Genomic DNA, 24,485 nt, shown 5'->3' with positions numbered 1-24,485 from the left:
CAAGGCGCGCCTTTCCTCTACCGTTTAGGCCTGCCCATCTCGAACACTGGATACTCCATGCTCATGGCTCGCTTGCGCTCACTGTTCTTTCCGGCCTTCCTGGCCTCAGTGTTGATGCTGGGCGTCGCGTTCTATCTCGAATGGGGCATGGGGCTGGCGCCCTGTCCGCTGTGTTACAGCCAGCGCTTGTTCCTGGGGGCCTTCGCGATGGTCTGCCTGGGCGCATTGCTGCAGGCACCCGGGCGCCTGGGGGCGCGCGTCTATGCCGCGCTGGCGCTGTTCTTTGCCACGGGTGGCGCCATCCTGGCGGCCAGGCATGTCTGGTTGCAGGGCATACCGTCGCGGGTCGCTGCCGACTGCACGCCACCCTTGGGCTATGTGGTCGAAAGCATGCCGCTGAGCCAGGTGCTCAAGGCCATGGTCGTCGGTAGCCCTGACTGTGTGCCGATCAACTGGAGCTTTCTCGACCTGACCATCGCCGAATGGAGCCTGCTGTCCTTCGTCCTGCTGGCCACCCTGCCGCTTTTCCGCTTGTTCGGGAACAGCCGTGCGGTGCTCCACCTGCGCTGAAAATCCAGGGCAAACGGTTGCCGATGCATTCGACCGACGGCATCGTCAGAAAGGATTAAACACTTGTATGAACTTTGTCGCGTGCGTACCTTGAAGCCTGGGACGCACGGGAATAATCTCCCTGCACGCATATCGAAAACACAGCTGCTCGATGCCGTCCTGCTGATTTCACCTTTGCTCCGCATGCTTGCGAGCGGGGGCAGGCGCATGACCCAGAAGGGAAGAGATCGCCATGCTTGATAGTTGTCAGAATGCTCAGGAACGCTGGGGTGGTGTTCACAAGCTCATTGACCGCTGGCTGGAGGAACGTGCAGAGCTAGTCACTGCCTTCCGCGAGCTACGCGATGCCAAGCCGGCTTTTGCCGACAAGGACAAGAGTCGAGATTTCTGTGCGGTGCTGATCGATTACGTGTCGGCCTGGCACTTTGAAGTGAGCGAGCAATTGGTGAGCGAAGCCAAGGCGTTCGGGGACACCCGGGGGCTGGAGCTGGCCAAGCAGATCAGTCCGCGCATCGATGCGACCACCGAGTTCGCCTCGGCGTTCAACGATCATTGCGACAAGGGCAACTGCAACGACCCCGAGCGTTTCGCGGAAAAGCTCGGTAAGCTCGGTAGCCTGTTGCATGAACGCTTCGAGCTCGAGGACTGTCTGATCGAAGTGCTGCACAACGCGCACAGCGAAGAAGCCACCCTTCAAGTCTGATCGGTGTGCCGATGCTTCAGTCGGCCACCCCGAGCAACTCGATTTCGAACACCAGGGGCGTATAGGGCGCAATCAGGTCACCCGCGCCCTCGGCGCCATAGGCCTGTGCGGACGGGATGACCAGGCGCCATTTCGAGCCTGTCGTCATTTCCGGCAACGCCACCTGCCATCCCTCGATCACGCTGCCCAGGCTGAACCACTGCGCCTGCTGGTTCTGATCGAAGACCGTGCCATCCGGCAACTTGCCGACGTAACGTACCTGTACTTTTCCCTTCGACGTAGCTTTTGCGCCGCTGCCCTTGACCTGCTCGCTGACCAGAATGCCGTTGGCCAGTTCACGCACGCCCGCGCGTGCACGCTCGGTGGCCATGAAGCGCTTTTCCGCATTCAGTAACTGTTCACGTTGTGCGTCGAGCGCAGCCTGATTGGCCTGTTGTTCATGTTCGCCGAGTATCGCGTCCATGCGCTCTTTGCTCAGGGTCAGCGGCTTGTTCTGATAGGCCTGGCGCAAGCCATCGATCAGGGCGTCCAGTTGCAAGTTGGGAACTTCGCTACGCAGGCGCTCCCCCAGGCTTGCACCCAGGCTGTAAGCCAGGTCGTGGTCGTTGTTGGTAGGGGCGGCAGGTGCCGCCATCAGCGATGCCGGCAATAGAAAAAGACCTAATACAAAATAGCGCGACACCGGCTTACTCCTGCTTCAGCGGATATCAAGTATGCCAGCCTTCACGGGATACTTTGTGTAAATATCAGCAACACTTTGTACAGCATCTACACTTGATTCCAGCTGCAGCGATAACAACTTTGCCCAGGCATGCAACGCGGCGCCTTCGATACTGTCAACATGCCCTAGCGGCGGTAGCAGCAGAAGCATAGTATGAGCCGCACTCTCGTCAGCCAGGAGGTAAACCATGTCGGCCAATAAGAAGCCAGTAAGTACGCCGTTGCACCTGCTCCAACAACTCTCGGGCAGCCTGCTCGATCATTTGGAAAATGCCTGCTCGCAAGCGCTGGCTGATGCTGAAAAACTCCTCGCCAAGTTGGAAAAACAACGCGGCAAGGCGCAAGAGAAACTGCACAAATCCCGCCTCAAACTGCAGGACGCTGCCAAGGCCGGTAAAGCCAAGGCACAGGCCAAGGCCAAGTCGACCGCTGCCGAACTGGAAGAGTTGCTCGACTCGCTCAAGGAGCGCCAGTCGCAGACACGCACCTACATTGCCCAGCTCAAGCGTGATGCCCAGGAAAGCCTGAAACTGGCCCAGGGCGTTGGCAAGGTCAAAGAAGCTGCTGCCAAGGCGCTGACGCTGCGTTCGGCAAAACCTGCGCCTGTAGCTGCCAAACCAGCCACCAAGGCACCGGCCAAGCCAGCAGCCAAACCTGCCAGCAAACCAGCAGCGGCAAAAACACCTGCTCGCACTGCTGCCGCCAAACCAGTTGCAGCGAAACCAGCGGCCAAACCTGCCGCGGCCAAAGCACCTGCCAAGCCAGCAGCCAAACCTGCCAGCAAACCAGCAGCGGCAAAAGCACCTGCTCGCGCTGCTGCCGCCAAACCAGTTGCAGCGAAACCAGCGGCCAAACCTGCCGCGGCCAAAGCACCTGCCAAACCAGCAGCCAGGACTGCTGCGGCCAAGCCGGCAGCCAAACCAGCAGCCAAACCTGCTGCGGCCAAGCCGGCAGCCAAGCCAGCGGCCAAGCCTGTTGCAGCCAAAGCGCCAGCCAAGCCAACGGCCAAACCTGCTGTTGCCAAGGCACCAGCCAAGCCAGCGGCCAAACCTGCTGCGGCCAAGGCACCAGCCAAGCCAGCGGCCAAACCTGCTGCGGCCAAAGCACCGGCCAAGCCCGCTGCAAAACCGGCAGCCAAGCCCGCTGCGCCAGCAGTTGCCGCCAAACCGGCTACTCCGGCAGCGCCTGTGACCCCGGCAGCCACGCCGGCAGCTGCGGCACCGGCACCTACTCCGTCGGCTGCACCGGCCGCTTCGGTAACGGCCCCTCAGACCCCGTCTTCGGCGTCCTGAGTCGAGCCCATCACGACGCGCAGCCTGTGCAGCGCGTCGTGATTCGCGCTGGCGTCTGTTGCCAGCCATTGCAACCAGTCTGCGCCACGCTCGGGTGTCGGTACCCAGTGCTCGCAGAGGCCTTCCAGACGCTCCAGCAGAATGCGTTCTGCCGCCAGTTCCACTCCCTTGATCTGCTCACGCAAGCCCGCCAGTTGCGGATCGTCCGCGGCTGCCTGTCGCCATTGTTGGCGCACGCGGCGTAGCGGTTCGACCACCTCGGTTTGCCAGGCATCGGCCTGCTCGCGCAGTGCACGCATGCGTTGTGCGTCCGGTGTCACACCTCGTTCGCCCAGCCACACGGCGCAGAGCAGCAGGCAGACATCGCCGCCCTGATCCTGCCAGTGCAGGCACGCCGCTTCGACGCCTGGGCGGGCGTAGAGATTCAGGGCAAAATTCCACAGGTCGGTGTGCATGGTTCCACTCGCGCCAGTCGCCGACGAAGCTGGTAGACTCCGCGGCCATTATGATCAGACTATCGAACCTCACTTTACAGCGTGGTCCCCAGCGCCTGCTAGAAGGCGCCGAGATGACCCTGCACGCCGGTCAGAAGGCCGGCCTGATCGGTGCCAATGGTGCCGGTAAATCCAGCCTGTTCGCCCTGCTGCGCGGTGAGCTGACGCCCGACTCCGGCGACTGTCAGCTGCCGGCCGACTGGCGTATCGCGCACATGCGCCAGGAGGTCGATACCCTCGACCGACTGGCGGTCGACTATGTGCTCGATGGTGACGCCCGCCTGCGCAAGGTGCAGGCCGAGCTGGCCGCCGCCGAAGCCGCCCATGACGGTACGGCATTGGCGCGCCTGCATATCGAGCTGGACAGCGCCGATGGCTACACCGCCGATGCCCGGGCGCGCAAGCTGCTGGCGGGCCTGGGCTTTACCAACGCGCAGATGGATCGCCGGGTCGGTGACTTCTCCGGTGGCTGGCGGATGCGCCTGAACCTGGCCCAGGCACTGATGTGCCCGTCCGACCTGTTGCTGCTCGATGAGCCGACCAACCACCTGGACCTCGATGCCATTCTCTGGCTGGAAGACTGGCTCAAGGGCTACCCGGGCACGCTGCTGCTGATTTCCCACGACCGCGATTTCCTCGATGCGGTGGTCGATCATGTCGCCCATGTCGAGCAATGCAAGCTGACGCTATATCGTGGCGGCTACACCGCCTTCGAGCGCACCCGTGCCGAACGCCTGGCCCAGCAGCAACAGGCCTACGAGAAGCAGCAGGCCCAGCGCGCGCACATGGAAAAGTACATTGCCCGGTTCAAGGCCCAGGCCACCAAGGCACGCCAGGCGCAAAGCCGGATCAAGGCCCTGGAGCGCATGGAGGAGCTGTCGGCTGCCCATGTCGATTCACCGTTCGACTTCGTCTTCCGCGAGTCGGAGAAGATCTCCAGCCCCTTGCTCGACCTCTCCGAGGGTCGCTTGGGCTACGGTGACAAGACCGTGCTGGAGAAGGTCAAGCTGCAGCTCACCCCGGGTGCGCGCATCGGCTTGCTCGGCCCCAACGGCGCGGGTAAGTCGACCCTGATCAAGAACCTCGCCGGCGAACTGGAGCCGCTCAGTGGACGCCTGGTGCGCGGCGAGAACCTGTCGGTGGGTTACTTCGCCCAGCACCAGCTCGACTCCCTGGACAACAAGGCCAGCCCCTTGCTGCACCTGCAGCGCCTGGCACCGACCGAGCGTGAGCAGACCCTGCGCGACTTCCTCGGCGGCTTCGACTTCCGTGGCGGGCGCATCGACGAGCCGGTGGTGAACTTCTCCGGTGGCGAAAAGGCCCGGTTGGCCCTGGCCCTGATCGCCTGGGAACGCCCGAACCTGTTGCTGCTCGACGAACCGACCAACCACCTGGACCTGGAAATGCGCCTGGCGCTGACCATGGCCCTGCAGGAGTTCAGCGGCGCGGTGCTGGTGGTCTCCCACGACCGTCACCTGCTCAAGAGCACCACGGATGACTTCCTGCTGGTGGCCGATGGCAAGGTCGAGACCTTCGACGGCGACCTGGACGACTACACCCGCTGGCTGGTCGAGTACCGCCAGCGCAATGCGCCGGTCAGCAGCGCACCGGTCAACGCCGACAAGACCGACAAGAAAGCCCAGCGCCAGGCCGCAGCGGCCCTGCGCCAGCAGCTGGCCCCGCACAAGCGTGAGGCGGACAAGCTCGAACGCGAGCTGGGCACCCTGCACGAGCAACTGGCGAAGATCGATGCCAGCCTGGGTGACAGCGCCTTGTATGAAGCGGCACGCAAGGATGAGCTGCGTGACCTCTTGGCCCAGCAGGCCAAACTCAAGGTTCGCGAGGCTGAACTGGAAGAAGCCTGGATGGCCGCCCTCGAGCAGCTGGAGACCATGCAGGCGGAGCTGGAGGCGCTGTCTTGATAGGGTCGTTGCAACTGCCGGTGCCGCCGGAGTGGATCGCTCCGTTCTGGCTGGGCCTGCAGATCCTGCTGATCCTGTGCGCCGCCTTTGTCCTGCAGCGCCTGGTCGGGCGCTGCCTGAAGCGTCTGGGCGAGCGCTATCCGCTGCCACCGGAGCTGATGATGCCGGTACGTGGTGGCCTGCGCTGGCTGATCATGGGCAGTGCGCTGGTATTCGTGCTCGAACGCCTGGGGGTGTCTGCCACGGTGCTGTGGACAGCCTTGTCCGGCTTCGTTGCCGTGGCGGCGGTGGCGTTCTTCGCCATGTGGAGCGTGTTGTCGAACCTGTTGTGCGCCGTGTTGATCTTCACCGTCGGGCCGTTTCGCATCGGCGACGTGGTGGAGTTGGTCGAGACCATCGACAAGCCTGGGGTGAAGGGGCGGGTGGTCGCCATCAACCTGCTGTACACCACCCTGATCGAACTGCCGGAAGCCGGTGGGGCAACGGTGCAGGTACCCAACAGCCAGTTCTTCCAGAAGTCGGTGCGGCGTTGGCGCGGCGCTGAGATCGTGCCGCTGGTCGGTGAAGACAAGCCGGCCGGCAATTGATCGATTGCTGAAAAAAATCGTGGTTATTTTTTCGCCAGCGCACTAGCTTAGAGCTTTGTAACAAGCCAGGGCCGAGGTGTGCGATGTCGTTGGAAACGTGGTTGGCATTTTTTGCCGCTTGCTGGGTGATCAGCCTGTCGCCGGGTGCCGGGGCCATTGCCTCGATGTCCTGCGGTTTGCAGTACGGTTTTTGGCGTGGCTACTGGAACGCCCTGGGCCTGCAACTGGGCCTGGTGCTGCAGATCGCGATCATCGCGGCAGGCGTCGGCGCGGTCCTGGCAGCATCGGCCACGGCGTTCCAGGTGATCAAATGGTTTGGCGTGGCCTACCTGGTCTACCTGGCGGTCAAGCAGTGGCGCGCATTGCCCGCCGATATCACCGATGAATCTGCCGTGCGGCCTATCGGCAAGCCGCTGAGCCTGGTGTTCCGTGGTTTCCTGGTCAACGTCAGCAACCCCAAGGCATTGATCTTCATGCTCGCGGTGCTGCCGCAGTTCATCAACCCCCATGCGGCCCTGTTGCCCCAGTACCTGATCATTACTGCGACCATGATCACCGTCGACCTGCTGGTCATGGCCGGCTACACCGGGCTGGCGGCGCGGGTATTGCGCCTGCTGCGCACGCCCAAGCAGCAGCGGCGGATGAACCGCACCTTTGCCGGGCTGTTCCTCGGTGCAGCCACCTTGCTGGCAACCATTCGCCGCGCACCGGTGTAGGGGCAACCGACTTTGTGGGAGCTGGCGAAGCCTGCGATGGGGGTCACACCGGCCTCATCGCCGGCGCTGCCGGCTCCTACAAGGGCTTCGGTATGCACCACCCCCAATAAAAAAGGCGACCTCAGGGTCGCCTTTTTTATTGAATATGAAATTGTCACTAGATTTTGCAGAGATTGACCTGCAAACCTTGAGTGATGGCCATTGGAAGTGAACAATGCAATACCTCGCATTGTCATTTGAGATTGGCCCCCATGATTGCCCGTTCCCGCTTGCTCGCCTGGCTGCTTTGGCCGGTGCTGGCGCTGTGCAGTACCACGCTTCTGGCCGACACGGTCGAAGACGCGGCCAAGGCCCTGCACCTGCTCGACTACATTGGCGCCGACTATCCCGCCACGGTCGAGGCGGGCAAGGTGGTGGACGAAGGTGAATACCGCGAGCAGCTGGAGTTCACCGACGTGCTGCAAGGCCTGGTCGCAGGTTTGCCGACCCGCGCCGAGCGTCAGGCGCTGGAGCAGGGCGTGGTCGGCCTGCGCCAGGCGATCAGCCAGCGCCAGGACGGTGCCAGCGTCGCGCGTCAGGCCCGGCAGCTGGGAGCACAGCTGGCGCTGACCTATGAGGTCAGCCAGGCACCGATCATCACCCCTGACCCCAGCCGCGGCGCACCGTTGTACGTCCAGCACTGTTCGGTCTGCCACGGCGACAGCGGTGCCGGTGACGGCCCGGCGGGCGTGGGCCTGACCCCGCCACCCGCCAACCTGCGTAGCAGCGAGCGCCTCGATCGGCTGAGCCTGTACGACCTCTACAACACCCTGGGACAGGGCATCGAAGGTACCGACATGCCGTCCTTTGCCGACCAGCTCGACGAGCGTCAGCGCTGGGACCTGGCCACCTACATCGCCAGCTTCACCGCCGAGCCGGCCAAGGCCAAGGGCGAAGCCCGCTTCAATCTCGCCGACCTGGCCCGCCAGACGCCACTGGAAGTCGAGGCCTCCCAAGGTGCCGAAGCGGCAGCGGTCTTCCGCGCCCAGCGCGCCCAGCCTCCGCAGGTCCAGCGCGGCCCGGCGCAGCTGCTGGACTACACCGCGAGCACCCTGGACAAGAGCCTGGCGGCCTACCAGGCCGGCGATCACGAGCAGGCCTACGATCTGTCGGTGGCGGCCTACCTCGAAGGTTTCGAGCTGGTCGAAAGCTCGCTGGACAACATCGACACCAACGTGCGCAAGGACACCGAGAAGTCGCTGATGGCTTACCGGCAGTCCTTGCAGGACGGTTTGCCGCCGGAACAGGTGAGCCAGCGCCTGCAGGTGGCCAAGGCCAAGCTCAAGGAGGCCGGTGGCCTGCTTGGCGGTGACGGCCTGAGCTGGTCGCTGAGCTATATCTCCGGGTTGCTGATCCTGCTGCGCGAAGGCCTGGAGGCGATCCTGGTGCTGGCGGCGATCCTGGCGTTCCTGCGCAACACCGGCCAGCAGTCGGCCATGCGCAGCGTCAACATCGGCTGGGGCCTGGCCCTGCTGGCCGGGTTGGGGACCTGGGCCGTGGCGGCCTATGCGATCGATGTCAGTGGCGCCCAGCGCGAGTTGCTGGAAGGCTGCACGGCATTGTTCGCCAGTGTCATCGTATTGTGGCTCGGGGTGTGGATGCATGATCGCCGGCACGCGGCATCCTGGCAGAACTACATCAAGAGCAGCCTGGTCAGCGGAGGAGGCCGCTTCGGTTTTGCCGTGCTGGCCTTCTTCTCGGTGTACCGCGAGCTGTTCGAGGTGATCCTGTTCTACGAAACCCTCTGGCTGCAGGCCGGTGCCGCCGGGCACAACGCCGTATTGGCTGGTGGTGCCACCGCGCTGGTGCTGCTGGTGGGGCTGGCCTGGGTGATTCTGCGCGGTTCGGCGAAATTGCCGCTGGCGCTGTTCTTCAGCATCAACGCCGGGTTGCTCTGCGCCCTGTCGGTGGTGTTCGCCGGGCACGGGGTCAAGGCCCTGCAGGAGGCGGGTGTGTTCGGTACGCGGCCGGTGTCGTTCTTCGAGTTCGACTGGCTGGGCATCCACGCCGACGCCTACTCGCTGGCGGCCCAGGTGACGGCCTTGCTGGCCATTGCGGTGTTCTACGGGCGTAGCCGCCTGGCCGAGAAGCGCCGCGTCTCGGCGGGTTGATTTGAAGCCGGACGGGCGAGCAGGGATACTGTTCGCCCGTTTTCGTTGGAATCTGATGTGATGCGTGTCTGGATCGATGCCGATGCCTGCCCCAAGGCGGCCAAGGATCAGGTCGTCAAATTTGCCCTCAAGCGCCAGCTGGAGGTCGTGCTGGTGGCCGGGCAGAGCCAGATCAAGCCGGCTTTCGCCTGTGTCAGGCTGATCGTTGTGCCCAGCGGTCCGGATGCGGCCGATGATTACCTGGTCGAACATGCCGTACCGGGTGAGCTGGTGATCTGCAGCGACGTGCCCCTGGCCGATCGCCTGGTCAAGAAGGGTGTGGCCTGCCTCGATCCCCGGGGCCGTGAATTCGATGAGCGCAACATGGGTGAGCGGCTGGCGGTGCGCAACCTGTTCACCGACCTGCGCGAGCAGGGCCAGGTCGGGGGTGGCCAGGCGCCCTATGGCGATCGCGAGAAGCAGGCCTTCGCCAACTCACTGGACCGCATTCTGACGCGCCTGGCGCGCCAGAATCCGGCCTGAGGGCCACTGTAGTGGGAGCGGGCTTGCCCCGCGATTGATCTCGCCGCCGCATCGCGGGACAAACCCGCTCCCACACTCGCCTACTGGGTCAGCTCCAGTACCCGGTCGACCAGCTTGTAAATGCCGCCTGCGGCTTCGCTGATGCTCTTGGCGAGCATGTAGGCCGGGGTGCTGACCAGCTTGCGCTGGGTATCTTCGACGATGTCATGGACATCGCACTCCTCGTGGGTGCCGCCCATCTTGACGATGGCCGCGCTGGTGCCCGCATCGTTGCCGATGGTGCAGACCACGCCCGGGCCATAGATCTTCGCCGCCAGGGCCGGCGAGATGCAGATCAGGCCGACCGGCTTGCCGGCTTCGGCGAAGGCTTCGGCCAGGGCCAGCACGTCCGGGTGGACGGTGCAGCCGGTGCCTTCGACGGCGAAGTTGGACAGGTTTTTCGCCGAGCCGAAGCCGCCGGGCACGATCAAGGCATCGAAATCCTTGGCATCCGCTTCACGCAGGTCCTTGATCTCGCCGCGTGCGATGCGCGCCGATTCCACCAGGACATTGCGCGATTCGGGCATTTCTTCGCCGGTCAGGTGGTTGATCACATGCATCTGCGCGATGTTCGGTGCAAAGCACTGCACCTGGGCGCCGCGCTGGTCGAGGCGCAGCAGGGTAATCACGCTCTCGTGGATTTCGGCGCCGTCATAGACACCACAGCCGGAAAGAATCACTGCAACTTTTTTGGTCATGCTCACTACTCCCGAGTCGAGGCGCTAAATGTCCTCTAAATTGGCAGATGTCGCCATAGGGTTCGGGGCCATCCGGGCCTAATCTTGTGCAATAGCCTGGAGATGGATGACCCATGGACCTGATTTTGCTGGCGGTGCCGTTCTTCTTTGTCCTGATTGTGGTCGAGTTGCTCGCCGACCGCCTGCGCGGCATGCGCACCTACCGCTTGGCCGACGCCATCAACAGCCTCAGCACCGGCGTGCTGTCGACCACCACGGGGCTGTTGACCAAGGGGGTAGGGCTGGTGACCTATGCCCTGGCCTGGGAGCACCTGGCGCTGTTCAGGCTGCCGGGCGAGGCGCTCTGGACCTGGGTGCTGGCCTTCGTCCTCTACGACCTGTGCTACTACTGGCTGCACCGCTTCGGCCATGAGCGCAATATCCTCTGGGCGGCACATTCGGTGCATCACCAGAGCGAGGACTACAACCTGTCCACGGCCCTGCGCCAGACCAGCAGCGGTTTCCTGTTGTCGTGGATCTTCTACCTGCCCCTGGCGGTATTGGGCGTGCCGCCGCTGGTGTTCATCACGGTTGCGGCACTGAACCTGCTTTACCAGTTCTGGGTGCATACCCGGCACATTCCCAAGCTGGGCTGGTTCGAGTGGCTGTTCATCACGCCGTCCAATCATCGCGTCCACCATGCACAGAATCCTCTGTACTTGGATCGCAACTACGGTGGAGTGTTCATTGTCTGGGACCGTCTGTTCGGCACCTTCCAGGAGGAGGACGACAACGAGCCGGTGATTTTCGGCGTGACCACGCCGCTGGCCAGCTGGAATCCGCTGTGGGCCAACCTGCAGTTCTATGCCCAGTTGTGGCATGACGCCCGGCATGCCGAGCACTGGTGGGACAAGCTGCGGATCTGGTTCATGCCCACTGGCTGGCGCCCGGCGGATGTGGCGCGGCGCTTTCCCCAGCCCAAGCAGGACCTGAGCCGCTTTCGCAAGTTCGAGGTGCCGCTGGGCTGGCCGCAGCAGGTCTATGTGACGCTGCAGTTTGCATTGTATGTCGGGCTGGGCAGCTACCTGATGGAGCATGCCGGGCAGCTGTCGACCGCAGCCCTGGTGCTGGGCTGGGCGGTGATGGCATTCGGTTTGTTCGTGTTCGGCGCGGCCCTGGAGAATCGCCCCTGGGCCGTGCGCCTGGAACTGCTGCGGCTGGGACTGAATGTCCCGGCCATGCTGCTGGCCGGGATCACCGGTTTATGGCCGGTCACTACCCTGATCTGGGTCGCGCTGGTCGGTTACAGCCTGCTCAGCCTGGTCGGCCTTTACGCCAGCCGCTTCCTTGCGAGCGACCCGCGCCGCCCTGAAGCGACGGCGCAGCCACAGGCAGCCGCCGAGGGCCAGCAGGCCGCCGAGCACCCATAGCTCGTATTCCTTCACGTTGCCCAGGATACCTTCGAGGATGGCGCCGAAGTGATAGGCGGCGGCGCCCAGGGCCAGGGCCCAGACGATGGCGCCAATACCGTTGAGCAGCAGGTAGCGGCGCGGCGGGTAGCCGGACAGGCCGATGGCCACCGGCATCACCGTGCGCAGGCCGTAGACGAAGCGGAAGCTCAGGACCCAGATATCCGGATGGCGGCGGATATGCTCCAGCGCGCGATCACCCATCATCTGCCAGCGCGGTTTGCGCGCCAGCAGCTTGCGCCCGTGTTTACGCCCCATGAAGTACCACAGCTGGTCACCGGCATAGCTGCCGAAGAAGGCCACCAGGACCACCAGGTTGATATCCATGTATCCGCGGGACGCAAGGAAGCCTGCGAGAACCAGGATGGTCTCACCTTCAAAAAACGTACCGAGAAAAAGGGCAAAGTAGCCGAAATCCTGCAGGAATTGTTGGAGCATTTTCTGGGTGCTGGCGAAATGAACGCGCAGCCTAACCCTTCGTGGCCTTTGGGGAAAGTGTCCAAATGTGTCTCGACGTGAAGAATGCCTACAAGGACAATGGCTGCGTCCTCAAGTCGCAGGGTTGTCCCTGGCTGTCATTCAAGCGTCATAATGGCCGCTTATAACTGTCGCGCTCGCCCGCCTGCGCGGGCTCAGGAGTCTGCCGTGAGCTTTACCCCCGCTAACCGTTTGTTTCCTGCCACCCGTCTGCGCCGTAACCGCCGTGACGATTTTTCCCGTCGCCTGGTTCGCGAAAACGTACTGACTGTCGATGACCTGATCCTGCCGGTGTTTGTCCTGGAAGGCGAAAATCGCCGCGAGGAAGTCGCGTCGATGCCGGGCGTCGAGCGCCTGAGCATCGATTTGTTGCTGGAAGCTGCGCAAGAGTGGGTGAGCCTGGGCATTCCTGCCCTGGCGCTGTTCCCGGTGACCCCGAGCGAGAAAAAGTCCCTGGACGCTGCCGAAGCCTGGAACCCGGAAGGTATCGCCCAGCGCGCCACCCGCGCCTTGCGCGAGCGTTTCCCGGAACTGGGGGTGATCACCGACGTGGCCCTGGACCCGTTCACCACCCACGGCCAGGACGGCATCCTCGACGAGGAAGGCTACGTACAGAACGACATCACCGTCGATGCCCTGGTGCGCCAGGCCTTGTCCCATGCCGAAGCCGGTGCCCAGGTGGTGGCGCCTTCGGACATGATGGACGGTCGTATCCAGGCCATCCGTGAAGCCCTGGAGCTGGCCGGTCATGTCAATGTGCGTATCATGGCCTACTCGGCCAAGTACGCCAGTGCCTACTACGGCCCGTTCCGCGATGCGGTCGGCTCGGCCCTGAACCTGGGCAAGGCCAACAAGGCCTCCTACCAGATGGACCCGGCCAACAGCAACGAAGCGCTGCACGAAGTGGCCGGGGACCTGGCCGAAGGCGCCGACATGGTCATGGTCAAGCCAGGCATGCCGTACCTGGATATCCTTTATCGGGTCAAAGAGGAATTCAAGGTCCCGACCTTTGTCTATCAGGTCAGTGGCGAGTACGCCATGCACATGGCCGCGATCCAGAACGGCTGGCTCAGTGAGGGCGTGATCCTGGAATCCCTCACGGCCTTCAAACGGGCGGGCGCTGATGGCATCCTGACCTATTTCGCCGTTCGCGCTGCTCAATTGATGAGAGGGCAGTAACGCCCTTCAGGAACGCCAGATGAATAACGAAGTACTTAGCGAAGTCGATGTGAAGCAAGCCCAGCCCGTGCCCGAGCAGATGCTCGAAACACCGCCGGAGCCTGCCGCAGTGCCGGAACCCGTGGCCGAGGTCGAGGCGCCTGCGCCTGCGCCCGCCCCGGTGGCACCGGCCATCGCCGTTCCCGGCCTGGACGACAGCAGCCTGTACATTCATCGCGAATTGTCCCAGCTGCAGTTCAACATCCGCGTGCTGGAGCAGGCACTGGACGAGAGCTATCCCTTGCTGGAGCGGCTGAAGTTCCTGCTGATCTTCTCCAGCAACCTGGATGAGTTCTTCGAAATTCGTGTGGCGGGCCTGAAGAAGCAGATCACCTTTGCCCGTGAGCAGGCCGGGGCTGACGGCCTGCAACCGCACCAGGCGCTGGCGCGGATCAGCGACCTGGTGCACAGCGAAGTGCACCGCCAGTACGCGATCCTCAACGACGTGCTGCTGCCGGAGCTGGAAAAACACCAGATCCGTTTCATCCGTCGCCGGCACTGGAACACCAAGCTCAAGACCTGGGTGCGGCGTTTCTTCCGTGACGAAATCGCCCCGATCATCACCCCGATCGGCCTCGACCCGACTCACCCGTTCCCGTTGCTGGTGAACAAGAGCCTGAACTTCATCGTCGAACTCGAAGGCGTGGACGCCTTCGGCCGCGATTCGGGCCTGGCGATCATTCCCGCGCCACGCCTGCTGCCGCGGGTGATCAAGGTGCCGGAGGAGGTGGGTGGTCCTGGCGACAACTACGTGTTCCTGTCGTCGATGATCCACGCCCACGCCGATGACCTGTTCCAGGGCATGAAGGTCAAGGGTTGCTATCAGTTCCGCCTGACCCGTAACGCCGACCTGGCGCTGGACTCCGAGGACGTCGAGGACCTGGCCCGGGCCCTGCGTGGCGAGCTGTTCTCGCGGCGTTATGGCGATGCGGTGCGCCTGGAAGTGGTCGACACCTGCCCGAAACACCTGTCCGATTACCTGCTCAAGCAGTTCAGCCTGAGCGAAAGCGAGCTGTACCAGGTCAACGGTCCGGTCAACCTGACCCGTCTGTTCAGCATCACCGGGCTCGATAGCCACCCGGAGCTGCAATACACCCCGTTCACGCCAGCGATTCCCAAGTTGCTGCAGAACGCCGACAACATCTTCAGCGTGGTCGGCAAGCAGGACATCCTGCTCATGCACCCGTTCGAGTCGTTCACCCCGGTGGTCGACCTGCTGCGCCAGGCCGCCAAGGACCCGAACGTCCTGGCCGTGCGCCAGACCCTGTACCGCAGCGGTGCCAACTCGGAAATCGTCGACGCGCTGGTCGATGCCGCACGTAACGGCAAGGAAGTCACCGCGGTGATCGAGCTGCGGGCGCGCTTCGACGAAGAGTCCAACCTGCAATTGGCCAGCCGCTTGCAGGCCGCCGGTGCGGTAGTGATCTATGGTGTGGTGGGCTTCAAGACCCACGCCAAGATGATGCTGATCCTGCGCCGTGAGCAGGGCGAGATCGTCCGTTACGCGCACCTGGGTACCGGTAACTACCACGCCGGCAACGCCCGCCTGTACACCGACTACAGCCTGCTGACCTCGGACGACGCCCTGTGCGAAGACGTCGGCAAGCTGTTCAGCCAGCTGATCGGCATGGGCAAGACCTTGCGCATGAAGAAGCTGCTGCACGCGCCGTTCACCCTGAAGAAGGGCATGCTCGACATGATTGCCCGGGAAACCCAGTTCGCCCTGGAGGGCAAACCGGCGCACATCATCGCCAAGTTCAACTCGCTGACCGATCCGAAGATCATCCGTGCCTTGTACAAGGCCAGCCAGTCCGGCGTGCGTATCGACCTGGTGGTGCGTGGCATGTGCTGCCTGCGTCCGGGGATTGCCGGGGTGTCGCACAACATCCAGGTGCGTTCGATCGTCGGTCGCTTCCTGGAGCACACCCGGGTGTTCTACTTCCTCAACGGTGGCGAGGAGCAGATGTTCCTTTCCAGCGCCGACTGGATGGAACGCAATCTCGACAAGCGGGTCGAGACCTGCTTCCCGGTCGAGGGCAAGAAGCTGGTCCTGCGGGTGAAGAAAGAGCTGGAAGGGTATCTGACCGACAACACCCACGCCTGGATCCTGCAGCCGGACGGCCGCTACGTACGCAGCACGCCAACCGGCAACCAGAACCCGCGCAGTGCCCAGGCCGCCCTGCTCGAGCGCCTGAGCAACCCGGTCCTCAGCGTACGCTGAGGACGAAGCTGACCCGGGTCAGCCACTCCGCCTCCAGGGCGAAGTCGGCCTGGGTCAGCTGGTTCTGCTCCAGCCAGCCTGCCGGAAACTCGACGTCGAGGCTGTCGCCGGCGGCGTGCAGGGTGACGGTAGGCATCTGCTGGGTGCCACGGATGTGGTGGAACAGGATCGCAAAGCGCAGCAGCACGCACAGGCGGATCAGCTTGACGCCTTCGTCACCGAATTCGGCAAACTTGTCCTTGGGAATGTTACGGCGGTGGCCGCGCACCAGTAGCGACAGCATCTGCTGGTCTTCCCGCGAGAAGCCGGCAAGGTCGGAGTGCTCGATCAGGTAGGCGCCGTGCTTGTGGTATTGGTAGTGGGCGATATCCAGGCCCACTTCATGCACCTTGGCGGCCCAGCCGAGCAGTTCGCGCCAGATCCCGTCCTCCAGGTCCCAGGCCTGGGCCACCTGGTCGAAGGCATGCAGGGCCTTGCGCTCGACCCGGGCAGCCTGCCCCTGGTCGACATGGTAACGCTCCATCAGCGAGGTCAGGGTGCGCTCGCGCACGTCTTCGTGCTGATGACGACCCAGCAGGTCGTAGAGCACGCCTTCGCGCAAGGCACCGTCGCAGTGATCCATGCGCTGCAGTTCCAGTGCGTCGAAAATGGCTTCGAGGATGGCCAGGCCCGCCGGGAAGATCGCCCGACGGTCCGGCTTGACCCCGTCGAAGTCGATCTTCTCGACTTCACCCAGCTTGAACAGCTTGCGTTTGAGCCAGGCCAGGCCTTCGGCGTTGACCTCGCCGCTGCCCAGGCCGCCGGACTTGATCGCCAGGCCAATGGCGCGGATGGTACCGGACGAGCCGATGGCCTCGTCCCAGGTCAGGCGGTGCAGGGCGTTCTCGATGCTCATCAGCTCCAGGCGCGCCGCGGTGTAGGCCTGGGCATAGCGCGCCGGGGTGATCTTGCCGTCGCGGAAATAGCGCTGGGTGTAGCTGACGCAACCCATTTGCAGGCTTTCGCGCAGCAGCGGTTCGAAGCGCTGGCCGATGATGAATTCGGTACTGCCGCCGCCGATATCGGCGACCAGGCGTTTGCCGGGGGTGTCGGCCAGGGTGTGGGACACGCCGAGGTAGATCAGGCGTGCTTCCTCGCGGCCGGAAATCACTTCCACCGGGTGACCGAGAATGTCTTCGGCGCGGCGGATGAATTCGCCGCGGTTGCGTGCTTCGCGCAGGGCGTTTGTGCCGACGATGCGCACGGCACCATCAGGCATGCCGCTGATCAGCTGGGCAAAGCGCTTGAGGCAGTCCAGGCCGCGTTGCATGGACTCTTCATTGAGCTGACGTTCTTCGTTGATGCCGGCGGCCAGTTGAACCTTTTCCCCGAGCCGCTCAAGAATGCGGATCTCGCTATGGTGGGCCTTGGCCACGACCATATGGAAGCTGTTGGAGCCCAGGTCGATGGCAGCGATCAGGGACAGATTCTTCGCTGTGGTTTGCGGCATGATCATGGTTTCTCGGTCGATAACCCGGCAATCCTGCCACGATCCACGGCTGACGCCAACGCGCAGCGTATCAAGGCTTGATGTGGGGCAGGTTGAGTGGGAAATATGACGTTCCTGTGGCAGCGGTGATATGCGCGGTCATGCACAACTATAGTTAGACTCAATCGCCCGCGACTTCCTGTCCGTCGCCGGTGCGGCTATGATGGGCCACGTTTTTTTGCTTACGACCTTGGAGACTTCCATGAGCAGCGATCTTATCAAACACGTCACCGACGCCACCTTCGAAGCCGAAGTACTGAAGGCTGAAGGCCCGGTGCTGGTCGACTACTGGGCTGAATGGTGCGGCCCTTGCAAAATGATCGCTCCGGTTCTGGACGACATCGCCGCTACCTACCAGGGCAAACTGACCGTCGCCAAACTGAACATCGACGACAACCAGGAAACCCCGGCCAAGCACGGCGTGCGTGGCATCCCGACGCTGATGCTGTTCAAGAACGGCAACGTCGAGGCCACCAAGGTCGGCGCACTGTCCAAGTCTCAGCTGGCAGCCTTCCTGGACGCCAATATCTGAGTCAAAAAAGCCCCGCATTCGTCGGGGCTTTTCTTTATCGAGTGACTAGACGGCAGAAAATGCAGGTGTTACATTCGGCCTCGCACTGTTTCTTCGGTGCCCTCTGCACGCCGTCGCCGACACATCCCTAATTCGAATCAGTACGCGATCCTGTCGCCTTCTCTGCGGCGCGGCTTCATCAAGCCGGAAGCTTAATTCCCCCTTCTTACATGATTACGTCACTCCCCTTATGAACCTGACTGAACTCAAGCAAAAGCCGATTACCGATCTGCTCGAAATGGCCGAACAGATGGGCATAGAAAATATGGCCCGTTCGCGCAAGCAAGATGTGATTTTCTCCCTGTTGAAAAAGCATGCGAAGAGCGGCGAGGAAATTTCCGGTGACGGCGTGCTGGAGATTCTCCAGGACGGTTTCGGCTTCCTGCGCTCGGCTGACGCTTCGTACCTGGCAGGTCCGGACGACATCTATGTGTCGCCAAGCCAGATTCGCCGCTTCAACCTGCGTACCGGCGACACCATCGTCGGCAAGATCCGCCCGCCAAAAGAAGGCGAGCGTTACTTCGCCCTGCTGAAAGTCGACACCATCAACTTCGACCGGCCGGAAAACGCGAAGAACAAGATCCTGTTCGAAAACCTGACGCCGCTGTTCCCCAACGAGCGCCTGAAGATGGAAGCCGGCAACGGTTCCACCGAAGACCTCACCGGCCGGGTTATCGACCTCTGCGCCCCGATCGGCAAGGGCCAGCGCGGCCTGATCGTCGCCCCGCCGAAAGCGGGCAAGACCATCATGCTGCAGAACATCGCGGCCAACATCACCCGTAACAACCCCGAGTGCCACCTGATCGTCCTGCTGATCGACGAGCGCCCGGAAGAAGTGACCGAAATGCAGCGCACCGTGCGCGGCGAAGTGGTTGCCTCGACCTTCGACGAGCCGCCAACCCGCCACGTGCAGGTTGCCGAAATGGTCATCGAGAAGGCCAAGCGCCTGGTCGAACACAAGAAGGACGTGGTCATCCTGCTCGACTCGATCACCCGTCTGGCCCGTGCCTACAACACCGTGATCCCGAGCTCCGGCAAGGTCCTGACCGGTGGTGTCGATGCCCACGCCCTGGAGAAGCCGAAGCGTTTCTTCGGTGCCGCGCGTAACATCGAAGAAGGCGGCTCGCTGACCATCATCGCCACCGCGCTGGTCGAAACCGGCTCGAAGATGGACGAAGTGATCTACGAAGAGTTCAAGGGCACCGGCAACATGGAACTGCCGCTGGACCGCAAGATCGCCGAAAAACGCGTCTTCCCGGCCATCAACATCAACCGTTCGGGTACCCGTCGCGAAGAGCTGCTGACCGCCGACGACGAGCTGCAGCGCATGTGGATCCTGCGCAAGCTGCTGCACCCGATGGATGAAGTCGCGGCCATCGAGTTCCTGGTCGACAAGCTCAAGCAGACCAAGACCAACGACGAGTTCTTCCTGTCGATGAAGCGCAAGTAATTCACTGCGCTGAGCAAGAGCCGGGGCAACCCGGCTTTTTGCTATCTGTACTTTGGCTATTCTGGCTGGCCGGCGAAGGCGATACACTCTGCACCCCCGACCGGTACGGCGAATACGAGGCTTTTGCATGCAGTATCGCGATTTGCGCGACTTTATCCGTGGCCTGGAACAGCGCGGCGAACTCAAGCGCATCCAGGTTCCGATCTCTCCTGTCCTGGAAATGACCGAAGTCTGCGACCGCACCCTGCGCGCCAAAGGCCCGGCCCTGTTGTTCGAAAAGCCTACCGGCTTCGACATTCCGGTACTGGGCAACCTGTTCGGCACCCCGGAGCGGGTGGCCATGGGCATGGGCGCGGAAAGTGTCAGCGAGCTGCGTGAAATCGGCAAGCTGCTGGCGTTCCTCAAGGAGCCCGAGCCGCCGAAGGGCCTCAAGGATGCCTGGTCGAAGCTGCCGATCTTCAAGAAAGTCGTGTCCATGGCGCCGAAAGTGGTCAAGGATGCCGCCTGCCACGAAGTGATCATCGAAGGCGACGACGTCGACCTCGGCCAGTTGCCGGTCCAGCATTGCTGGCCGGGCGACGTGGCGCCGCTGATCACCTGGGGCCTGACCGTAACCCGCGGGCCGAACAAGGATCGCCAGAACCTGGGCATCTATCGCCAGCAGGTCATTGGTCGCAACAAGGTCATCATGCGCTGGCTGAGCCACCGTGGCGGCGCGCTGGACTACCGCGAATGGTGCGAGAAGCACCCGGGCCAGCCGTTCCCGGTGTCGGTCGCCCTCGGCGCGGACCCTGCGACCATCCTCGGTGCCGTCACCCCGGTGCCGGATACCCTGTCCGAATATGCGTTCGCCGGCCTGCTGCGGGGCAATCGCACCGAACTGGTCAAGTGCCGTGGCAATGACCTGCAGGTGCCGGCCACCGCCGAGATCATCCTCGAGGGTGTGATCCACCCGGGCGAAATGGCCCCGGAAGGTCCGTATGGCGACCATACCGGCTATTACAACGAGGTGGACAGCTTCCCGGTGTTCACCGTCGAGCGCATCACCCATCGGCACAAGCCGATCTACCACAGCACCTACACCGGCCGTCCACCGGATGAGCCGGCGATTCTCGGTGTGGCGCTGAACGAAGTGTTCGTGCCGATCCTGCAGAAGCAGTTCCCCGAGATCACCGACTTCTACCTGCCGCCCGAAGGCTGCTCCTACCGCATGGCGGTGGTGACCATGAAGAAGCAGTACCCGGGGCACGCCAAGCGCGTGATGTTGGGTGTCTGGTCGTTTTTGCGACAGTTCATGTACACCAAGTTCGTTATCGTCACCGACGACGACATCAACGCTCGCGACTGGAATGATGTGATCTGGGCGATCACCACGCGCATGGACCCCAAGCGCGATACGGTGATGATCGACAACACCCCGATCGATTACCTGGACTTCGCCTCGCCGGTGTCCGGCCTGGGGTCGAAGATGGGTCTGGATGCGACCCACAAGTGGCCAGGTGAAACCACCCGTGAGTGGGGACGCGTCATCGTCAAGGATGAAGCGGTCACCCGGCGGATCGATGAGCTGTGGAACCAGTTGGGAATAGACTAAATGCAGGTAACCTTGCAGCCGTCCGGGGCCGTGTTGGCACTCAAGCCCGGGGAAAGGATTCTGGATGCGGCGCGACGCCTGGGCTACGAGTGCCCGCAAAGCTGTCGCAATGGCAACTGCCACGTCTGTGCCGCGTTGCTGGTCGAAGGCCGGGTGCGTCAGGATGGCCAGGAGCGTGATCACGGCGAGCTGTTTACCTGCATCGCCGAGCCGCTGGAGGACTGTGTCTTGTTATGGGATGGCGTGCTTGCCCTGGGCGAGTTGCCGGTACGGACGCTGGCCTGTCAATTGACTGAGTGCGTGGAGGTCGGTGGCGACGTCTGGCGCGTGCGCCTGCGTGCGCCGGCCGGCAAGCCGCCGCGCTACCACGCCGGGCAGTACCTGATGATCGAGCGCGCCGGTGGCGACAAGGCCGCCTTCTCCCTGGCCTCGGCGCCCCACAGTGGGCGCGACCTCGAACTGCACGTGCTGGCCCGTGACAACAGTGCCGTCGAATTGATCGCCCAGTTGCAGCGCGAGCGCATGGCGCGGCTGGAGATGCCCTTTGGCGATACCCACCTGGCGGAGTTGCCCGATGGCCCGCTGGTGCTGATCGCCGCCGGTACCGGCATGGCGCAGATGCACAGCCTGCTGGAACATTGCCGGGCCCAGGGCTTCAAGCACCCGGTGCACCTGTACTGGGGGGTACGCCTGCCTGAAGACTTCTACCAGATCGAGCATTGGGCCGAATGGGAGCAATTGCCGAACTTGTTCCTGCACAAGGTGGTCAGCGATCTGTGTGGCTGGGAAGGGCGCTGCGGGATGCTGCATGAGGCCGTCTGCGAGGACCTGGGCGATCTGCGCGGGGTCCATGTATACGCCAGTGGTTCGCCCAACATGATCTATGCCACCCTCGATGCCCTGGTCGAAGCCGGTATGGATGCACACCAGATGCGCGCCGATGTATTCGCCTATGCCCCGCGCGGTTGATTGATGGAATCAGGCACGCTGCAACAGCGTGCCGGTTTTAATAACCGCTGTTGTTTGTGCCCGGCATAAGACAAGTATTATTGCCGCTGGCGTAAATAACTTTCGCTACACTTGAAACAACACCCGGTCGTTGGCGCTGTGCCTTGTCACAGAGCGCTTCCGGTGTGGGGTGAGGCTTGTATTGAATACACAATCTGCCGTACGGTAACTACGCAGGCGAAGTATTCGTTTACAGTGCCTTACTTCAGTAGTTCACGGGGAAATCTGGCGGCAGCTATGTCGGCAATTGAATCTGCATCTTTGAATGTGGCTTATCCTCCGTTGCTCGACTTCGGGCAACAACTGTCCCACGAGCAACTTCAACACTCGGTTCAACACACCATGTCGCGCCACCAGGGTGGCCCGGTCTGGCTGTTTGCCTACGGCTCGCTGATCTGGCGCCCGGAGTGCAACGCCGCCGAGCGTCGTCGTGCCCGGGTGCATGGTTATCATCGCGGGCTTTACCTGTGGTCCCATGAGCACCGGGGTACCCCGGAGAACCCGGGGCTGGTCTTCGGTCTGGACCGGGGCGGCTCCTGCAGTGGTTTTGCCTATCGCCTGCCGGATGAGTGCCTGGAGGATTCGCTGCTGGCCCTGTGGCAACGGGAAATGCCCTATCCGGCCTATCGACCGCACTGGCTGACCTGCCGGCTGGAAGATGGCAGCAAGGTGCAGGCCCTGGGCTTCGTCCTGGAGCGGCACCTGCCGTGCTATGCCGGCAACCTGCCGGACGATCTGCTGAGCAAGATCTTCGCCAGCGCCAAGGGGCGATATGGCACCACCCGCGACTACGTCGAGCAGACCCTCAATGCCCTGCGCAGTCACGCCATGCCGGATCGCAACCTGGAGGCGCGCTTTCGCCGCTGCCACTCGCAGCGGTAGGGGCGGCGCCCGGACTTGTCCTGCTTTCCTGACTGTGGGAGCGGGCTTGTCCCGCGATTGCGATGTGTCAGTTACATCGCAATCGCGGGGCAAGTCGAGCCGTCGCACCGCCGCTCCTACAGGCGATATCAGGTCATGGTTACGACCAGCTTGCCCACTGCCTTGCGCTGGCCCAGCAGGTCGATCGCCGAACCGGCCTCAGCCAGCGGGAAGGTCTGCGACACCAGCGGCTTGAGCTTGCCCTCGGCATACCAGGCAAACAGCTGCTCGAAATTCGCCGCGTTATCGGCCGGCTGGCGCTGGGCAAAGGCGCCCCAGAACACCCCGAGCACCGCCGCGCCCTTGAGCAGCGCCAGGTTGACCGGCAACTGCGGGATGCGCCCGCTGGCAAAGCCCACCACCAGCAGGCGGCCATTCCAGGCGATGCCGCGCACGGCCTGGTCGAACAGGTCACCACCGACCGGGTCGTAGATCACGTCGACGCCATTGCCGCCGGTCAGGCGCTTGATCTCGTCCTTGAGGCTGTGTTCGCTGTAGTTGATCAGCTCATCGGCACCTGCTGCCTTGGCCACGGCAAGCTTCTCGGCGCTGCTGGCCGCGGCAATGACTCGTGCGCCCATGGCCTTGCCGATTTCCACCGCCGCCAGTCCGACACCCCCGGATGCGCCCAGCACCAGCAGGGTTTCGCCGGCCTTGAGCTGGCCGCGTTGCTTCAACGCATGCATCGAGGTGCCGTAGGTCATGCCGAAGGCGGCTGCGCTGGTGAAGTCCATCTGCGCCGGAATCGGCAGCACGTTGTAGGCCGGCACGGCTACCTGTTCGGCGAAGCTGCCCCAGCCGGTCAGGGCCATGACCCGGTCGCCGACCTTGAAGTCGCTGACTCTTTCACCCACCGCACTGACCACACCCGCCGCCTCGCCGCCGGGAGAGAACGGCAGCGGCGGCTGGAACTGGTACTTGCCCTCGATGATCAGGGTGTCGGGAAAGTTGACCCCGGCCGCCCGCACGTCCAGCAAGACCTCGTTCTTCTTCGGGGCGGGACTGGCGACCTCTTCCAGGACCAGGTCCTGCGCCGGCCCAAGGTTTTTGCACAGCACTGCTTTCATCGGGACTATTCCTTTGCGCGTTGTGGCCGATAAGTGTAGGTGGGTCGGGTGCCGGGTCAACGAGCATGGCCCGCCCTGATAGGCCGGCATAAGCCCGGGCTTGGGATTGACCGGTGCGCTGGGTATGCTGGCGCCAATTGTTTGAGGAGCGAATTCGTGAAAGCGTGGATCTTGATGCTGCTGGCCCTGGCCCTGCCGATGGCAGCCATGGCCGAAGAGGCCAAGGAAGATGGGCCGAAGGTTTCCTACATCTCCTTGAGCCCGCCCTTTGTCGGCAACTATGCCCTCGATGGCGGGGCCAGGCTGCGGGTGTACAAGGCCGATGTGGCCCTGCGTGTGAACAGCGATGCCGCCGCCGCGGTGGTACGCCACCACGAGCCGCTGATCCGCAACCAGCTGGTGGCCCTGTTCACCCAGCAGAACCTGGAAAGCATGAGCAACGTCGAGTCCAAGGAAAAGCTGCGCCAGGAAGCCCTGAAGCAGGTCCAGCAGGTGCTCGAAAACGAAGAAGGCAAGCCGACGGTCGATGACCTGCTGTTCAACAACCTGATCGTGCAGTAACGCCCGCC

General features: G+C 63.1%; 22 protein-coding genes and 1 pseudogene. 17 read left to right on the top strand and 6 right to left on the bottom strand.

Translation table 11 applies throughout. The annotated features are described in order from the left end of the window. Positions 1–57: 57 nt before the first annotated feature. The gene (locus M2D63_RS03485; RefSeq protein ID WP_285861408.1) at positions 58–570 is read left to right on the top strand and encodes a disulfide bond formation protein B; all 513 of its coding nucleotides are present in this window, start codon (positions 58–60) and stop codon (positions 568–570) included. Positions 571–802: 232 nt separating this feature from the next. After that, the gene (gene rsd, locus M2D63_RS03480; RefSeq protein WP_285861407.1) at positions 803–1,273 is read left to right on the top strand and encodes a sigma D regulator; all 471 of its coding nucleotides are present in this window, start codon (positions 803–805) and stop codon (positions 1,271–1,273) included. Between the two features lie 16 nt (positions 1,274–1,289). On the opposite strand, the gene M2D63_RS03475 is transcribed toward rsd, so the two are convergent. Then, a complete protein-coding gene (locus M2D63_RS03475) occupies positions 1,290–1,955 on the bottom strand; it encodes an FKBP-type peptidyl-prolyl cis-trans isomerase (RefSeq protein ID WP_405309008.1) in 666 nt (221 codons plus the stop codon). A gap of 226 nt (positions 1,956–2,181) precedes the next feature. On the opposite strand from M2D63_RS03475, the gene M2D63_RS03470 reads away from it, so the two are divergent. Further along, the gene (locus tag M2D63_RS03470; RefSeq protein WP_285861405.1) at positions 2,182–3,285 is read left to right on the top strand and encodes an AlgP family protein; all 1,104 of its coding nucleotides are present in this window, start codon (positions 2,182–2,184) and stop codon (positions 3,283–3,285) included. Here M2D63_RS03470 and M2D63_RS03465 read toward each other — a convergent pair. After that, positions 3,261–3,740 (bottom strand): TIGR02444 family protein, encoded by a 480-nt coding sequence (locus M2D63_RS03465; RefSeq protein ID WP_285861403.1) that lies wholly within the window; start codon positions 3,738–3,740, stop codon positions 3,261–3,263. The genes M2D63_RS03470 and M2D63_RS03465 overlap by 25 nt on opposite strands. Positions 3,741–3,790: 50 nt before the next feature. Between M2D63_RS03465 and M2D63_RS03460 the strand changes: the two genes are divergently transcribed. From M2D63_RS03460 to M2D63_RS03440, 5 genes are all read left to right on the top strand, one after another. Beyond that, positions 3,791–5,701, top strand: a complete 1,911-nt coding sequence (locus M2D63_RS03460; RefSeq protein WP_285861401.1) for an ATP-binding cassette domain-containing protein — start codon at positions 3,791–3,793, stop codon at positions 5,699–5,701. An 8-nt stretch (positions 5,702–5,709) separates the two neighbouring features. Beyond that, positions 5,710–6,288, top strand: a complete 579-nt coding sequence (locus M2D63_RS03455) for a mechanosensitive ion channel domain-containing protein (protein WP_405309047.1) — start codon at positions 5,710–5,712, stop codon at positions 6,286–6,288. A gap of 83 nt (positions 6,289–6,371) precedes the next feature. Beyond that, positions 6,372–7,004 (top strand): LysE family transporter, encoded by a 633-nt coding sequence (locus tag M2D63_RS03450; protein WP_285861399.1) that lies wholly within the window; start codon positions 6,372–6,374, stop codon positions 7,002–7,004. Between the two features lie 251 nt (positions 7,005–7,255). Next, complete coding sequence (locus M2D63_RS03445) at positions 7,256–9,154, top strand: cytochrome c/FTR1 family iron permease (protein WP_285861398.1); 1,899 nt, start codon at positions 7,256–7,258, stop codon at positions 9,152–9,154. Between the two features lie 60 nt (positions 9,155–9,214). Next, complete coding sequence (locus M2D63_RS03440) at positions 9,215–9,676, top strand: YaiI/YqxD family protein (RefSeq protein WP_285861396.1); 462 nt, start codon at positions 9,215–9,217, stop codon at positions 9,674–9,676. An 80-nt stretch (positions 9,677–9,756) separates the two neighbouring features. Here the strand turns inward: M2D63_RS03440 and elbB are convergent, their stop codons facing one another. Beyond that, positions 9,757–10,413: an isoprenoid biosynthesis glyoxalase ElbB gene (elbB, locus tag M2D63_RS03435; protein WP_285861394.1), complete on the bottom strand. Its 657-nt coding sequence runs from the start codon at positions 10,411–10,413 to the stop codon at positions 9,757–9,759. Positions 10,414–10,526: 113 nt separating this feature from the next. Between elbB and M2D63_RS03430 the strand changes: the two are divergent. Continuing rightward, positions 10,527–11,153: pseudogene (locus M2D63_RS03430) on the top strand (sterol desaturase family protein); the annotation flags it as partial. A gap of 501 nt (positions 11,154–11,654) precedes the next feature. On the opposite strand, the gene M2D63_RS03425 reads toward M2D63_RS03430, so the two are convergent. Then, the gene (locus M2D63_RS03425) at positions 11,655–12,299 is read right to left on the bottom strand and encodes a DedA family protein (RefSeq protein WP_285861393.1); all 645 of its coding nucleotides are present in this window, start codon (positions 12,297–12,299) and stop codon (positions 11,655–11,657) included. A 207-nt stretch (positions 12,300–12,506) separates the two neighbouring features. On the opposite strand from M2D63_RS03425, the gene hemB reads away from it, so the two are divergent. Then, positions 12,507–13,517 carry a porphobilinogen synthase gene (hemB, locus tag M2D63_RS03420; protein ID WP_285861392.1) on the top strand — a complete coding sequence of 337 codons (1,011 nt, stop codon included), beginning with the start codon at positions 12,507–12,509 and terminating at the stop codon, positions 13,515–13,517. A gap of 79 nt (positions 13,518–13,596) precedes the next feature. Next, positions 13,597–15,777, top strand: coding sequence for a polyphosphate kinase 1 (ppk1, locus tag M2D63_RS03415; protein ID WP_405309045.1), 2,181 nt, complete (start codon positions 13,597–13,599; stop codon positions 15,775–15,777). Here the strand turns inward: ppk1 and ppx are convergent. Continuing rightward, positions 15,764–17,266 (bottom strand): exopolyphosphatase, encoded by a 1,503-nt coding sequence (ppx, locus tag M2D63_RS03410; protein WP_285861493.1) that lies wholly within the window; start codon positions 17,264–17,266, stop codon positions 15,764–15,766. The genes ppk1 and ppx overlap by 14 nt on opposite strands. A gap of 241 nt (positions 17,267–17,507) precedes the next feature. On the opposite strand from ppx, the gene trxA reads away from it, so the two are divergent. From trxA to M2D63_RS03385, 5 genes are all read left to right on the top strand, one after another. Further along, on the top strand, positions 17,508–17,837 hold the full coding sequence (gene trxA / locus M2D63_RS03405) for a thioredoxin TrxA (RefSeq protein ID WP_045201042.1): 330 nt from the start codon (positions 17,508–17,510) through the stop codon (positions 17,835–17,837). A 229-nt stretch (positions 17,838–18,066) separates the two neighbouring features. Then, positions 18,067–19,326, top strand: a complete 1,260-nt coding sequence (rho, locus tag M2D63_RS03400) for a transcription termination factor Rho (RefSeq protein ID WP_010221159.1) — start codon at positions 18,067–18,069, stop codon at positions 19,324–19,326. A gap of 127 nt (positions 19,327–19,453) precedes the next feature. Next, positions 19,454–20,920, top strand: a complete 1,467-nt coding sequence (ubiD, locus tag M2D63_RS03395) for a 4-hydroxy-3-polyprenylbenzoate decarboxylase (protein WP_285861389.1) — start codon at positions 19,454–19,456, stop codon at positions 20,918–20,920. Beyond that, positions 20,921–21,889 (top strand): CDP-6-deoxy-delta-3,4-glucoseen reductase, encoded by a 969-nt coding sequence (locus tag M2D63_RS03390; RefSeq protein WP_285861388.1) that lies wholly within the window; start codon positions 20,921–20,923, stop codon positions 21,887–21,889. It begins immediately after the preceding gene. A gap of 276 nt (positions 21,890–22,165) precedes the next feature. Beyond that, positions 22,166–22,810, top strand: coding sequence for a gamma-glutamylcyclotransferase (locus M2D63_RS03385; RefSeq protein ID WP_285861386.1), 645 nt, complete (start codon positions 22,166–22,168; stop codon positions 22,808–22,810). Positions 22,811–22,938: 128 nt separating this feature from the next. Here the strand turns inward: M2D63_RS03385 and M2D63_RS03380 are convergent, their stop codons facing one another. Further along, positions 22,939–23,916: an NADPH:quinone oxidoreductase family protein gene (locus tag M2D63_RS03380; protein WP_285861384.1), complete on the bottom strand. Its 978-nt coding sequence runs from the start codon at positions 23,914–23,916 to the stop codon at positions 22,939–22,941. A gap of 156 nt (positions 23,917–24,072) precedes the next feature. Here M2D63_RS03380 and M2D63_RS03375 point away from each other — a divergent pair, with 156 nt between their 5' ends. Further along, positions 24,073–24,477 (top strand): flagellar basal body-associated protein FliL, encoded by a 405-nt coding sequence (locus M2D63_RS03375; protein ID WP_285861382.1) that lies wholly within the window; start codon positions 24,073–24,075, stop codon positions 24,475–24,477. The last annotated feature ends 8 nt before the right edge of the window (positions 24,478–24,485 follow it).

It is taken from the genome of Pseudomonas sp. BJa5, assembly GCF_030272875.2.
In the GTDB taxonomy this organism is placed as follows: Bacteria; Pseudomonadota; Gammaproteobacteria; order Pseudomonadales; family Pseudomonadaceae; genus Aquipseudomonas.
The sequence above is the reverse complement of the archived record's forward strand: the minus strand, read 5'-3'. Positions and strand labels throughout refer to the sequence as shown.